The sequence below is a fragment of the Paenibacillus sp. Cedars genome (assembly GCF_003184205.1).
Lineage (GTDB): Bacteria > Bacillota > Bacilli > Paenibacillales > Paenibacillaceae > Paenibacillus_AQ > Paenibacillus_AQ glucanolyticus.
Map to the genome: position 1 here is coordinate 1612840 of NZ_CP020866.1, position 12448 is coordinate 1625287.

Here is a 12448-nt window from a genome sequence, read left to right on the forward strand (position 1 = left end):
AGCTTATAACTATGACTTCGTTTCGTGACCGAGTAAGAGGCGTGGTGATATCCACCGCGCTTGGAGACGCAATGGGAGCTCCCATTGAGAAATTGACGTACGAAGAAATCAAGTCGAAATACGGACGCGTGGAATCCTTGATGACAAGATGGCATAAGATGGATCTTCCTGCCGAGGTCCGGCTTGGCCGGGTAAGAGGGGACGGGATTGTCACGGATGATACCCTGATGACGATTGCGCTCATGAATGTGTATCTTACCGAGGGCCGACATCTGGACGCCTATGATATGAGCAATGAATTCGTGAAGGAGATTGCGTTCCGCAAGACGTTTGTCCCTGAACTGAATGAGGAAACGCTCATTATAGACCGATTGTTTTATCCGGAAAAATACATCTTCATGCGTCATGTGCTGGCGAATTGCGACCCGAGAGAGGGCGGCATCGGGAATATGGTGAACTGCGGGGCGGCGATGTACATCGCCCCGATCGGGATTGTCAATGCGGGCCATCCGAAGGCGGCCTATGATGAAGCCATCCTCTTTGCGATGGGTCATCAGAGCAGCTATGGCCTGGAAGCGGCTGGCGTCCTCGCGGCATGCGTCGCGAAGGCTTTTGAGCCTGGGGTGAGCGTGGATGATATTATCGGCACGGCCATCAGCCTGGCGAAGGACGGTACGAAAGCTGCCATACAGGAGCTGACCCAGGCTGCCCGAGAACTGCGGCCAGAGCGGGACAATATGGACAAGGTGATCGAGGTGCTGCAGGCGATCATGCTCAAATATTCCCCGATGGGCGATGACGTTAGCCGTCATATCGACAAGGTTGGCGTTCCGAGCAATCATTATACGCCAAGCCGCCTGTGGTCGATCGAAGAGCTGCCCATGGCGCTTGCGTTCATGGTTCTGAATGAGGGGGAGTACTATCGTACGATCCTGGACGGCGTTAACTCCGGGCGTGACACGGACTCGATCGGCGTCATGGCCGGGGTGATCCTTGGGGCGATGCATGGCAGCGAGGTCATCCGCAAGGAAGATATCGAGCAGCTGAACAAGGTGAACCGTCTTGATCTGTGCGCCGTTGCTGACGAATTCAGCATGGTTGCCGCCAAAATCATTGAGGATGACCTTCGAATCCATGAAATGAGGAAGAACGTTGTTCAACACGAGCTGTAGCAATAAGAAATCATGCGAGGCTGACATTTTTTTGAATTAACCATTTGTTTTGGAGAAATGCAGTGTTCTTCTTCCGCTCCCGGATTTCTGCGATAAAAATTTGGGCTCAAGGAAACTCGGGGGCAGTAGAGAACGTAAGAATGATCCGAATTTGCGGTGGAACACACAAAAAATTCATGTTTCAACTTTGATTGCGCAGAGGCTAGGAGGGAGAGTTAATGATACCTAAACAGTATGTAGAGACGGTATATGCAGGATTTATCGGGATGAACATCGGCATAAGGCTCGGTGCCCCCATCGAACCGGTTGCTTGGACATATGAGCGCATCCGGGATGTTTACGGTGATATTCGGGATTACGTGAAGCCGTACAAAACCTTTGCAGCAGACGATGATGCGAATGGTCCGGTGTTTTTCATTCGTGCGCTGTATGACGATGCGACGGACCGCGAGCTTGAACCGGAGGATGTGGGAAAAGCTTGGCTCAACTATGCAAGGGAAGGCATTGGCATGTTCTGGTGGGGCGGCGAGGATATCAGCACCGAGCACCGGGCTTATGTAAATCTGCGCAAAGGCATTTCGGCCCCGCGCTCGGGCTCCATCGAGGTGAACGGGACGGAGATGGCTGAGCAGATCGGCGGCCAGATCTTCATTGATTCATGGGGGCTTCTGTTCCCGGGTCGGGCGGAGAAAGCGGCAGATTATGCGGAAAAAGCAGCCAGCGTCTCGCATGATGGCAACGGGCTGTATGGCGCACGTTTCATGGCAGCATGCATTGCCAAAGCATTTGATGCTTCATCGATGGATGAGATCATCGCTGAGGGACTCCGTATGATCCCGGATGACTCAACCTATGCACGTGTGGTGCATGCGGTTATGGATTTTCATCGGGAGCATCCATCCGATTTTCGGGCTTGCCGTCAATACTTGGAGGATCACTGGGGATACGATAAATATACGGGTGTATGCCATATTATCCCCAATGCAGGCATATGCGTGCTTGCTCTGCTGTATGGCGAGGGGGATTTTGCGCGCACGGTAGAAATCGCGTCCATGTGCGGCTGGGACACCGATTGCAATGCAGGGAATGTGGGAAGCATTCTGGGTGTGTACGGCGGCTTAGCCGGAATTCCGGATCATTATCGCAAACCCATCAATGACTTCATTGTCGCTTCCAGCGTTTCCGGGTACTTGAACCTGGTGGATTTCCCCACTTTCGCCAAAGAGCTCGCATTGCTGGGTTATCGCCTGAATGGGGAGAAGGCACCGCAGGAATTAGTGCAGCGCGTGAAGCAAGGTGAAGTGTACTTCGATTTTGATCTGCCTGGATCAACCCATGGCTTTCGGACAAGCAACCCGTTCAAAACGCCGGTTGTGCGCCATTCCAATCAACGCGGATGCGATGGAAGAGGGTCGCTTGAAGTTGTTTTCGACAGACTGGTTGAAGGCGACAGCAGTAAAATCTACTATAAACCGTTCTACCGCCGGGCTGAATTTAATGATGAGAAGTATAAGCCTACCTTTGCGCCGCTTGCCTATAGCGGTCAGACCGTATCTGCCCGAATCTACGTGGACCAGTGGGAAGGCGCGCCAGTGACCTTGACCCCTTATGTTCGGAACACCTATACACAGGAGGACCAGATTCTGCAGGCGGTTACCCCGGTAGGCGGAGAGTGGAATGATATTCAATTCGTTATCCCGGATACCGAAGGCGCCATGATCGATGAGATCGGATGGATACTGGAGAGCCCTTCGCCGCTCTTGAATCGTGCCATCGGAAGTCTGTTCATCGGACAGTTCCGTGTTACCGGCTCGGCGGAATACAAAATTGATTTTGCTAAACAGGCCAAAGAATTCGCTTCCATCACACCATTCTCTCACCATAGAGGCAAGTGGGAGCTGCGTGATGGAGCGCTGCATTGTATAGCAGAAGGAGACACTTCATCCTATTCCGGAAATTATTATGCCGGTGATACCGTGGTTGAAGCGACAATAAAACCGATTTCCGGCACCAGCCATTGCCTGATTACAAGAGCGCAAGGCGTGATGCGGCATTATTTGGCCGGTTTTGACGGTCCGAATTCTGTCTCGTTTATTAAACAGGACTTCGGGACCAAGCGCTTGATTACGGCCAGATATGATTGGGAGCTGGGCGAGGAATATCGTTTAAAACTGGTGTCTGAGAAGGATCGCTTCATCTTGTATATTAATGGAGATAATGTACTGGAATGCAAGGAAACGGCCTATGCTCATGGTATGTTTGGCTTTGGCTGTCTGGAGGATGGCGAGAACGAGATTAAGGATGTTCACGTCCGTACATCAGGGCAGAAGTCGGTTTAGAAGAGAGGAGCGGGGTATCTTTGCGTAAGCTGGTTGTCATTGGAAGCATTAATATGGATGTTGTAAGTAATGTGAATCAGTTCCCTCAGCCGGGGGAGACCATTCATAGCAGCGGAACGTCGTTTTTTCCTGGAGGCAAAGGTGCGAATCAAGCGGTGGCGGCTGCGTCGGCAGGCGCAGATTGTGCCATGTTGGGTGCGGTTGGTCTTGATCCTTTTGGTGATACCCTGATTGCTTCGCTGGAGGATCGCCAGGTCCGGGTTAAGTCCGTGCTCTCCAAGGAAGGCACCTCAGGCATTGCGATGATTACCGTCAACAAAGAGGGTGAGAATTACATCGTCCTGTCCGAGGGAGCCAATGGGCGTCTGACCGAAGAGGATGTTGCGTCTGAGGTGAATTGGGATGCAGTATACGCGGTGCTGCTGCAGAATGAAATTCCGTGGCAGACGACGCGGTACGTCATTCACTCGGCCAGTAAGGCCGGTGTCCGCGTCTGGCTGAATCCGGCACCTGCGAGAAGTATCCCCGAAGAGGTATTTCCGCTGCTGGATACGCTGATCGTGAACGAAACGGAAGCAGGAGTGGTTAGCAGCTTGAGAGTAGATGACGCGGCTTCTGCCGAAATGGCAGCCGATTGGATCATAGCCAAGGGTACCTCAAGCGTCATCATTACGCTTGGCGAACAAGGCTGCTTCTATGGAAACGCACGCGGGGAGCGCGTTGCCGTTCCGGCTTACCGCGTGAAGCCCGTCGATACCACGGCAGCAGGAGATACCTTCATCGGCGCTTATGCTGCTGCTTGCACCGATGGTATGGAGACAGAGGAGGCACTAAAGTTTGCAACCGCGGCGGCAGCCCTGACGGTGACCCGTCCTGGAGCGCAATCTTCCATTCCGACCAAGGACGAGATACTGGCGTTTATGGATAAGTAATGTTCATGCTGTGTAAGAGAGAGGGCGGTTGGATGCCTTCTCTCTTTTGTTTTTTTCACCTCTTTGGTGCCTGAAGCACGAGAAGGTGTCAAATGTCGGCGGCGCCTGATCACTATAGTAACAGATATGGTGACGATCGCTCGGTGTATCGCCATACGTATAAAATAACGGTTAACGCATGGCTGTTGTCAAGGCATCTGTGTTGCAGGGAAGCTAATGAAACTGCCCGACATGTTCTGCTGAACCCTTTCATATATGTAAGAGTGACGATAATGAATCTATGAAATGGGGTATCTGACTCATGGCAAAACAAAAAAGAGGCAAATCACTTTGGCACTTACCTACTCGCGCTCGCGGTACATGTCCCGTATGTAAAAGCACTCGGATTAAACTGTTGTATCCTCGTACCAAATCGGACGGCACTGCGCTGAAAGTATGCAAGCGCTGTGATGGCGCATCCCAGGAGCGAGTGGATGCAGCAGTGTAGCGCTAAGAGCTGCAAGTCCCTTAGAGGGACTTGGAAGCTCGAGCCCGGCTCCGCTGATAGCTGCAAGTCCCTTTTAAGGGACTTGGAAGCTCGAGTCCAGCTCATCCCGGAGGCTTATTCACGTGTAACGGGCAAGCCTCCCCTCTCGTTGAATAACCCTGCTTTCCTTGCGGCTCAGGGATTATTTGGAATATAATAGTTTTACAATATGAGAGCATAGACCGTTTCCACGTGAGGCGGTCTATGCCTTTTTACACGGATTGAAGCGTGCTCTGTTTTTCGCATTCGGCCAGATCGTGGGATATGTGGGAGATAGATGAACATGTGAACGTGAGCGTGAACAAGTAACACTATATTAAACCAATGGCGGTGAATTGAATGTTGGAATTGCGGTTGAAGGAGTACATAAGGGAGCATAAGCAGCTGATGGATGATTTGGCTATCGTTCGAGATCTGGAGCTGTCGCAATGCTACATTGCGGCAGGCTATATTCGAAATTACGTGTGGGATATCCTGCATGGTTTTGAGAGAACCGACCGTCATACGGATATCGATGTTGTATATTTCGATCCCGATGATGTGTCGGAAGCACGGGATATCGATTTGGAACAGAAGTTAAGAGCAGCGACAAAGAATCCGAAATGGTCAGTCAAGAATCAGGCCAGAATGCATGTCAAGAATGGAGATGAGCCGTACAGCTCAACCCATGCAGCGTTAACCCAATGGCCGGAGACAGCTACAGCGATTGGTGTAAGACTGAACCGCGAAGGGGAGCTTGAGCTCTGCTGCCCTTACGGATTGGAGGATTTATTCGCTTTAAAGGTTCGAAGATGCCCGAATTTTCATAAGCGAAGCTATTATTTGGAGCGTGTTCGGAAGAAACAATGGAAGAATCAGTGGGCACGGTTAACAATACTCGAAGTTTAGAGGGGGAGAAGTTCTATGGAGATCCGTCCCTATCCACCGGGGATCTGGAGTCAAAAACCCCTTAATGAGAGCAATATAGGATATCCGGTATTGAAGGAGCGAATTTAGTGTCCGGATCGGATGAGAACACGGAAGCGGCACCCCTTTATCATACCTTTGTAGCCAGCCGACCAAGCGAAGCGGGTAGCGGAGATGATCCGCTGCCGGGAATTTTTAAGTTATGAGAATAACGGAGTTGCCACGCACTTCAGTGCACTGTTTACATAGAAAGAGCGGCAAGGGCAAGGAATTGGGAGAACGCTTGTGGAATTTGTAAAGAGGTGGGCTCTGGAGAGGGGCGACAATGTGCTGCTGACCAGCGGGAACAAACCCGAGCGCAAGCGTGCCCATAGGTTTTATGAGAAAATGGGGTTTCTCCATCGGGACTCCGGTTTGTGAAGACATTATAACAACATGACTGAGGGGTCTGTAGCATGGAAACGTTCAATCACGCGCGTGAGAAGGAAATGTTGTATCACGAGAAGTTTTATGAAGCGGCCGCCTTGTTTGAGCCGGGCAGCTGGTTAGCACGCCCCGTCCAGACGGTTATGGATCATCTGGAGTTGTTGCCTTTTCAAAATATGCGAGTGCTGGATCTGGGCTGTGGTGTCGGTCGTAACAGCATTCCGATTGCACAGCAAATCCAACCTGCAGGCGGTAAGGTTCTATGCGTGGATTTGCTGCCCTCGGCAGTGGACAAGCTCCGGCAGTATGCTGCCTCCTATGGCGTAAGTTCCAGCATTGAGGCACTGGCAGCGGATGTGCAGCATTATGACATCGCGAAGGATACCTATCATTACATCATTGCCTGCTCTTGTCTTGAGCATATGAGCTCGGAGGCCGCCTTTGTATCCAAGATCAAACAAATGCAAGCAGGAACCATGGATCGGGGAATTCATTGCATATTAATGAGTACGGAAGTGAAGGAAATCGATCTGGAGACCGGTGTGGAGGAAGAGGGGTTAATCGAGTTGAATTTATCCGCTGACCAAGCCTTCTCTATCTTTTACGAGCTGTATCCAGAGTGGGAGATATTAATGAAGCGCCAAATACAGCAGGACATTCAAGAGGTGAAGGACGGAAGGGACGTCCTCTTTCGAAGCCAGTGGATTACGTTCATTGCCAGAAAAGGAGTGTCGTGACCATGGAGAAATATACGCATCTCGGCGTTTATGGTGTTCTGATCCAGGATGATCATATTCTGCTGATCCAAAAAGCAAGAGGGCCTCACAAAGGGAAGTGGGATTTACCTGGAGGTTCCATTGAATTTGGAGAGGAGCCGGAGTTTACGCTGAAGCGTGAATTTATGGAGGAAACCGGACTGTCTCCGATAAAAGGCAGTATTCGCACAGCCATATCCTATACCATTGTGTATCAGTATGCCGAGAATCAGATGGAAGAGCTGCATCACATCGGCATCATATATGATGTGGAGCTGCCTGATGATCAAGCTGTTATTAAGGCAGAAGGGGATGGACAGGATTCCTTAGGAGCCAGATGGGTTCCGCTTGAGTCGCTGAGTCTGTTACCGTTAACGCCATTTGTTGAGATGATGATGGAGCCGGTATTGATTGAAGAAGCCGAGGGGGAAGCATGACAACTTTATATTTTGTGCGACACGCAGAATCCCCGTATAGCGAAGGGAAGGAGCGGTCCCGCGGATTGTCCGTACAGGGTGCAAGCGATGCCGAGCGAGTTAAGGGTTTGCTGCTGGGAGAGGGTATTGGGGTTATCGTATCCAGCCCTTATCAGAGAGCGAAGGATACGGTACAGCCATTGGCGGATGCCCTGGGTTTACCGATTACGATGCTGGAGGATCTGAGAGAACGGAAGATCGGGGATTTCCAAGGGAACTCATTTACGGATGCCAAAAGGAAACTGTTTAACGAACCCGATACCTGCTTCCCGGAGGGAGAATCCAGTAAAGATGCGCAAAGGCGTGCAGTCCAGGCAATGGAGGGAATTCTGGATACGTACAAAGGCAAGAATGTCGTGATGGGTACTCATGGGGACATTATGACATTAATGCTGCACCATTACGATCAGCGGTTCGATTATGAATTCTGGCAGGGAACGAGTATGCCGGACATATACCGAGCCGAATTTGAAGAGGGAAAACTCGTGAACATATCGCGGCTATGGTGTGAAGGCTAACAAGAAGCTCAAGTTGGTCCATAGTATATTGAATGTACAAAGAAACCGTTTCTTTCGTAAATGGTGGGTCGGACTTCCATTTTACCATAAGATGAATTCAGGATATTGGAGGGCAACAGCCGAATGGAGGAATGCTTCGTTCCGCAGCGGCAGCGTACTCATAACAGACAAAGGGGCCTCCCTCAGGTCAAGTGACTTTTGGGATACCCCTTCTGCTTTTATAAAAATAACAGCTTAACTAAATTCCTTATGTAGAATAGACGAATAACGAATAGACGTTATACTTTTTAGAATTTGAAAATATTGATGGTCTTCTGCAGTTGGAAGACGGCATTATTCATTGCTTCGGCTTCCTCAGCCATCTTCTGGATAGACGAAATCCCTTCGTTCATGGAAGCAGATACCTGCTCCGTTCCTGCAGCGGATTGCTGCGTAATCGCAGATATGTTCTGAATGGCGGAAGAGATGTTCTGCGCACTCTCCAGCATGGACTCGCTCTCCTTGGAGAAAGCTGCGATCTGCTCCGAAATATACTGCACGCTGTTTACAATCTGCATGAACACCAGCTCCGCCTCACGGATCATCTCGGTTTGCTGCCGTACGACTTCTTCATTGATCTTAATATTCTGTGCTGCATGTTTGACATCCGATTCAATGCTCCGTACCAGATTAAATACCTCGCGGGTGGAGGAAGTGGATTCCTCGGCCAATTTACGGACCTCTTGGGCAACAACGGCAAAGCCTGCACCATGCTCGCCGGCTCTGGCCGCTTCAATGGAGGCGTTCAAGGACAGCAAGTTGGTCTGATCGGCAAGCTCGGATATGGTTTCGGTGATTTTGGTAATCCCTCTGGCGCTCTTGGCCAGTGCATCGATGGATTCCGAGACTTTTCCGGTGGCGTCGATATTTCGCTGCATCCCCGCGGATTGTTTGGCTACGGAATCTCTTCCTTGCTCAACGAGTCCCAGCGTCTCGATAGAACGGGCGTTCATTTCATGGGTGGAGTGCGTATAATTGCTGACCTTCTCTTCGATTTCGCGGATGGAATGCGTCATCTCCGATACGTCCTCCGAGATTTCGTTCGCACCGACGGCCAGCTCGTTGGAGGAGAGGGATACTTGATTCATCACTTGAATAAGCTCCTGATTTTTATTCGAAATGCTTCGGCTTGATGTCATTACCTTGCGGGTAATGTCCGAGGTTTCCTGTAAAATTTTGCGAAGCTTGTCCACCATGCTGTTGAAGGTTCGGCTTAGATCGTTCATGCCTCCAACCTCTTCTACCTGGAAGGTAAAGTCGCCTTTGGCGATTTTGGCAGAAACGCTGGAAATTTCGGCGAATGAATTCGTAAGCGTTTTCTCAATAACGCGAGAAAGAGGAAGGGTAAGTCCAATTAAAGCCAAGACAAGTACCACGCCAATGATTGCTTTGCCCATTAGAATAAACGCAAGCAGCATTGGAACCGCAAATAAAGCGGCAATAAGATAACAGGCTGCAGTAATTTTTTGTGAGATTGGGAGTCTGTTGAACCATGCCATAAGAATGAGTCCTCCTCGACAACATAGGATATATTTACCATGATTATAGCATCGCCGGGCTGAACTAGATATAACGAATTGACAAAAAGTGTTGAAATGGGTCGAAAGAACTGATCTTTTGGAAGGGGAGGGGAAGCGCAGCTAACTAGCCAACAGACAAATCCCCTCTCGTTGCATAGATACGCAGCAATATTATTTTACGGCACGGAATAAGGCGGAAGCGAGATAATCGGTGTTATCCAGGATCATCCGGTCATGCTTGAATAACGTTTCCCATAACGTTACATCAAACAGAAGTCCTTTATCGCGCTGCTCAAATGTATCCAGATGACGTGTTTGCTCTTCCTTCAATTGTTCGTTGAAGTGGTTATACTCCAGAATTTCCTCCTGCTTAAAACCGCAAGCCAGCAAGGATTGTGCCCATTCTTCCCGCAGCATCAGATTCGGAATCCCGAAGAATTCCAGCAGTTCCTTGAGCTTTGGCTCAGGCATTGGCTTATTCAGCAGCAATTCTCTGTCCAGCAGAACGCCTCCTTGATCCAGAACGCGATAATATTCAGGGAGTGATCTCGACGTATCCGTGAATACGGTGACTGATTCGGCCATAATCAGATCAAACTGGTTGTCTTCAAAAGGCAGCTCGCACACATCAGCCTGCAAAAATTGCACGTCCATTTTCATGGCTTCGGCTCTGGTGCGTGCTTTTTTAATCATATTCTCATTGAGATCTATGGCCGTGACTTGATAGCCCATCTCCGAAAGATGGCATGCTGTCCTGCCTGTTCCGCAGCCAACCTCCAGAATACGACTGTTCGGCTCAATCGGATAATTCTTCAGCATTCTTAAGGTAGCCTCGAATCCGCCCGGATGCGCACTGCCCATACCTAATCTGGATAGCATGTGAATGTAGTTCATTTCATCTTCCCTTCTTCCTTGTAGTCATCATGAGGGTAATCGTTTATTTACCATATGATTAAGGTACGTTTGGGGTTTTTGCTGAATTAAATATTTTGAGCCCTTTTTTTCGGGAGCTATGAGAACAACTGGGGGAAATAGCCATGAAGAAGGAACCGATGGAGGCAGCAGAGCGTGTTATCCACCGTCATTATCCCGACTGTTTGCTAGGTGTACTTGGCGGCAGCGCAAGCAGAGGAGAACATAACGAGCAATCTGATTTGGACATCGTCATCCTTGAGCGGGACGGAGATGAGATGCGGAGAAAGACCCTGGAAGCGGATGGATGGATTGTGGAATTGTTTATATTGTCTTTGTCATCCTATCGTGAATACTTCGACGAGGGCGTGATGGCAGCCAATCCGACATTGCAGCGGATCACAGCGGAGGGTAAGGTGCTGCGCTCGTTGCCGGAAGGAGAAGCAGTCCGCGCAGAGGCCCAGCATGATTTGAATTACGGACCGATGCCATGGATGCAAACCGATATTGATGAATACCGTTACATGATTACGGAATATGTGCAGGATTTGAAGAATCCTAAGCGGGATGGCGAGAAATGGTTTACGGTGCAAAAGATCATGACGGTACTTTGCGAATTTGTACTTAGAGTGAATGGGGAATGGACAGGGGAAGGCAAGATGCTGTTTCGGCTGTTCCACCGTTTCAGCACGACCTTGGGAGATCAATTGGAGGTTTCGCTTTCAGCGATGTATCGACAGGATGATCCCTCCCTGCTTCTGGCATTCACAGAGCAAATGCTGAACCCGTTCGGGGGCATGCTTCTTGTGGGTTATGAGGAATAGATTTTAACTGGTGAGCAATAAGAGAGGTACATTAGCCGTGACGTTCGCCTTCCACGACCAATACAATAATCATGTGATTCGGTCACGTCATTCTTTAAATCCAGGAGGGATCTTCATGAGCGGAGTATATGGTGGTGGATGGGGTAATTCAGTAGGTATTATTTTGGTTCTCTTCATCCTGCTCGTAATTATCTCGAGTGCTTGGGTTTAATTCGTCAAGCTCTTGGAGCAAATCGCAAAAGCCCGGCATGCGCCGGGCTTTTGCCTGTTATATAGAAGTGATCACGGTCTTGGCTTGGCTGATGGACTGTGTGCAGACACGACTGCGGTCATGACAAGGTGACTGCTGTCCGATTGGATCGCATGCAAAAACGCATCTTCGAGGGATTCAAACACCTTGGAGATGGAGCCGTCCAACCGGCTGGCATAGTGAACGCTTCCGGCGAACGTTCCTTTTTCCTTAGCCCGATGCACCTCTTTATAGATAACATCCATGTAATGGTCTGTACCCAGTGGATAAAGGGCAAATTGGCAGGCTGTATCTATATCGGCATTCTTCCCAATCTCGCGATTCAAACGCTCCGAATCCTCTGACATATATACATCGGCTTCCGTATCACCAGGGCAGCCAATAGAATAAGTTCCGTTAAAGATGGTGTGCACACCGCTTGCTGCCGCATAAGCAAAAATCGCCCTCGTTACATCAAATACATGCTCCGCCCGTCCACGAATACAGGTGCTCACATCATCCGTCTGAATCCATACTTTCCCCGTGTTGACGGATTTCAGCGCGTCCATAATGACTTCCACAAATCGGTCAGTCATCGGAAACACCGAGAATCGGCATCCGACGATGCGACTGGTTCCACATGTTAGCTCACTCATTGTTGTTATCCTCCCCTATGATATAAATCCACGCAAAAAAACCGCACCCCGTGAAGAAAGTGCAGTTATGCCTACGTGAAAAAGTATAAACATAAATGCTACACTTCCCCACGCTAGTATGACCTAGATCGGGTGATAAGGGTTAACGGCAGCACGCCGTCTCTCAGCACATGGCACCCCTAGTACAGCCAACATGATATGCAGTTGGTCCCGGAACT

The 12448-nt window shown here is 49.8% G+C and carries 14 protein-coding genes and 1 riboswitch; of the genes, 11 read left to right on the top strand and 3 right to left on the bottom strand.

Features of this window, described 5'->3' with window-relative positions:
• The first annotated feature begins 11 nt into the window (after nt 1-11).
• From B9D94_RS09140 to B9D94_RS09180, 9 genes are all read left to right on the top strand, one after another.
• Nucleotides 12-1172: an ADP-ribosylglycohydrolase family protein gene (locus B9D94_RS09140; protein ID WP_006211468.1), complete on the top strand. Its 1161-nt coding sequence runs from the start codon at nt 12-14 to the stop codon at nt 1170-1172.
• 218 nt (nt 1173-1390) lie between these two features.
• A complete protein-coding gene (locus B9D94_RS09145) occupies nt 1391-3511 on the top strand; it encodes an ADP-ribosylglycohydrolase family protein (protein ID WP_148246874.1) in 2121 nt (706 codons plus the stop codon).
• A 20-nt stretch (nt 3512-3531) separates the two neighbouring features.
• A complete protein-coding gene (gene rbsK, locus B9D94_RS09150) occupies nt 3532-4443 on the top strand; it encodes a ribokinase (protein ID WP_148246875.1) in 912 nt (303 codons plus the stop codon).
• Between the two features lie 301 nt (nt 4444-4744).
• Nucleotides 4745-4930 (top strand): hypothetical protein, encoded by a 186-nt coding sequence (locus B9D94_RS31420; protein WP_076150397.1) that lies wholly within the window; start codon nt 4745-4747, stop codon nt 4928-4930.
• 378 nt (nt 4931-5308) lie between these two features.
• Nucleotides 5309-5857 carry a nucleotidyltransferase family protein gene (locus tag B9D94_RS09160; protein WP_148246876.1) on the top strand — a complete coding sequence of 183 codons (549 nt, stop codon included), beginning with the start codon at nt 5309-5311 and terminating at the stop codon, nt 5855-5857.
• 303 nt (nt 5858-6160) lie between these two features.
• The gene (locus tag B9D94_RS09165) at nt 6161-6295 is read left to right on the top strand and encodes a GNAT family N-acetyltransferase (protein WP_172963928.1); all 135 of its coding nucleotides are present in this window, start codon (nt 6161-6163) and stop codon (nt 6293-6295) included.
• 35 nt (nt 6296-6330) lie between these two features.
• Nucleotides 6331-7038, top strand: a complete 708-nt coding sequence (locus B9D94_RS09170; RefSeq protein ID WP_148246878.1) for a class I SAM-dependent methyltransferase — start codon at nt 6331-6333, stop codon at nt 7036-7038.
• Between the two features lie 2 nt (nt 7039-7040).
• On the top strand, nt 7041-7493 hold the full coding sequence (locus tag B9D94_RS09175) for an NUDIX hydrolase (protein WP_148246879.1): 453 nt from the start codon (nt 7041-7043) through the stop codon (nt 7491-7493).
• Entirely contained in the window at nt 7490-8050 is a 561-nt protein-coding gene (locus B9D94_RS09180; protein ID WP_148246880.1) for a histidine phosphatase family protein, read from the top strand. The genes B9D94_RS09175 and B9D94_RS09180 overlap by 4 nt, the downstream gene beginning before the upstream one ends.
• Before the next feature lie 287 nt (nt 8051-8337).
• Here the strand turns inward: B9D94_RS09180 and B9D94_RS09185 are convergent, their stop codons facing one another.
• Complete coding sequence (locus tag B9D94_RS09185; RefSeq protein WP_036641922.1) at nt 8338-9588, bottom strand: methyl-accepting chemotaxis protein; 1251 nt, start codon at nt 9586-9588, stop codon at nt 8338-8340.
• A gap of 192 nt (nt 9589-9780) precedes the next feature.
• Nucleotides 9781-10503, bottom strand: a complete 723-nt coding sequence (locus B9D94_RS09190; RefSeq protein WP_036641924.1) for a class I SAM-dependent methyltransferase — start codon at nt 10501-10503, stop codon at nt 9781-9783.
• Between the two features lie 143 nt (nt 10504-10646).
• On the opposite strand from B9D94_RS09190, the gene B9D94_RS09195 reads away from it, so the two are divergent.
• Both B9D94_RS09195 and B9D94_RS09200 read left to right on the top strand, forming a co-directional pair.
• A complete protein-coding gene (locus B9D94_RS09195) occupies nt 10647-11345 on the top strand; it encodes a nucleotidyltransferase domain-containing protein (RefSeq protein ID WP_148246881.1) in 699 nt (232 codons plus the stop codon).
• A gap of 115 nt (nt 11346-11460) precedes the next feature.
• The gene (locus tag B9D94_RS09200; RefSeq protein ID WP_006211454.1) at nt 11461-11556 is read left to right on the top strand and encodes a YjcZ family sporulation protein; all 96 of its coding nucleotides are present in this window, start codon (nt 11461-11463) and stop codon (nt 11554-11556) included.
• Nucleotides 11557-11627: 71 nt separating this feature from the next.
• Here the strand turns inward: B9D94_RS09200 and B9D94_RS09205 are convergent, their stop codons facing one another.
• A complete protein-coding gene (locus B9D94_RS09205) occupies nt 11628-12230 on the bottom strand; it encodes a YkoF family thiamine/hydroxymethylpyrimidine-binding protein (protein WP_063480071.1) in 603 nt (200 codons plus the stop codon).
• Nucleotides 12231-12318: 88 nt separating this feature from the next.
• Nucleotides 12319-12421: riboswitch (TPP riboswitch) on the bottom strand.
• Nucleotides 12422-12448: the final 27 nt, after the last annotated feature.

Excerpts from the sequence above, each read along its gene's own strand:
- B9D94_RS09140 (WP_006211468.1), top strand. The coding sequence starts at position 12 with ATGACTTCGTTTCGTGACCGAGTAAGAGGCGTGGTGATATCCACCGCG.
- B9D94_RS09145 (WP_148246874.1), top strand. The coding sequence starts at position 1,391 with ATGATACCTAAACAGTATGTAGAGACGGTATATGCAGGATTTATCGGG.
- B9D94_RS31420 (WP_076150397.1), top strand. The coding sequence starts at position 4,745 with ATGGCAAAACAAAAAAGAGGCAAATCACTTTGGCACTTACCTACTCGC.
- B9D94_RS09160 (WP_148246876.1), top strand. The coding sequence starts at position 5,309 with ATGTTGGAATTGCGGTTGAAGGAGTACATAAGGGAGCATAAGCAGCTG.
- B9D94_RS09170 (WP_148246878.1), top strand. The coding sequence starts at position 6,331 with ATGGAAACGTTCAATCACGCGCGTGAGAAGGAAATGTTGTATCACGAG.
- B9D94_RS09175 (WP_148246879.1), top strand. The coding sequence starts at position 7,041 with ATGGAGAAATATACGCATCTCGGCGTTTATGGTGTTCTGATCCAGGAT.
- B9D94_RS09180 (WP_148246880.1), top strand. The coding sequence starts at position 7,490 with ATGACAACTTTATATTTTGTGCGACACGCAGAATCCCCGTATAGCGAA.
- B9D94_RS09185 (WP_036641922.1), bottom strand. The coding sequence starts at position 9,588 with ATGGCATGGTTCAACAGACTCCCAATCTCACAAAAAATTACTGCAGCC.
- B9D94_RS09190 (WP_036641924.1), bottom strand. The coding sequence starts at position 10,503 with ATGAACTACATTCACATGCTATCCAGATTAGGTATGGGCAGTGCGCAT.
- B9D94_RS09195 (WP_148246881.1), top strand. The coding sequence starts at position 10,647 with ATGAAGAAGGAACCGATGGAGGCAGCAGAGCGTGTTATCCACCGTCAT.
- B9D94_RS09200 (WP_006211454.1), top strand. The coding sequence starts at position 11,461 with ATGAGCGGAGTATATGGTGGTGGATGGGGTAATTCAGTAGGTATTATT.
- B9D94_RS09205 (WP_063480071.1), bottom strand. The coding sequence starts at position 12,230 with ATGAGTGAGCTAACATGTGGAACCAGTCGCATCGTCGGATGCCGATTC.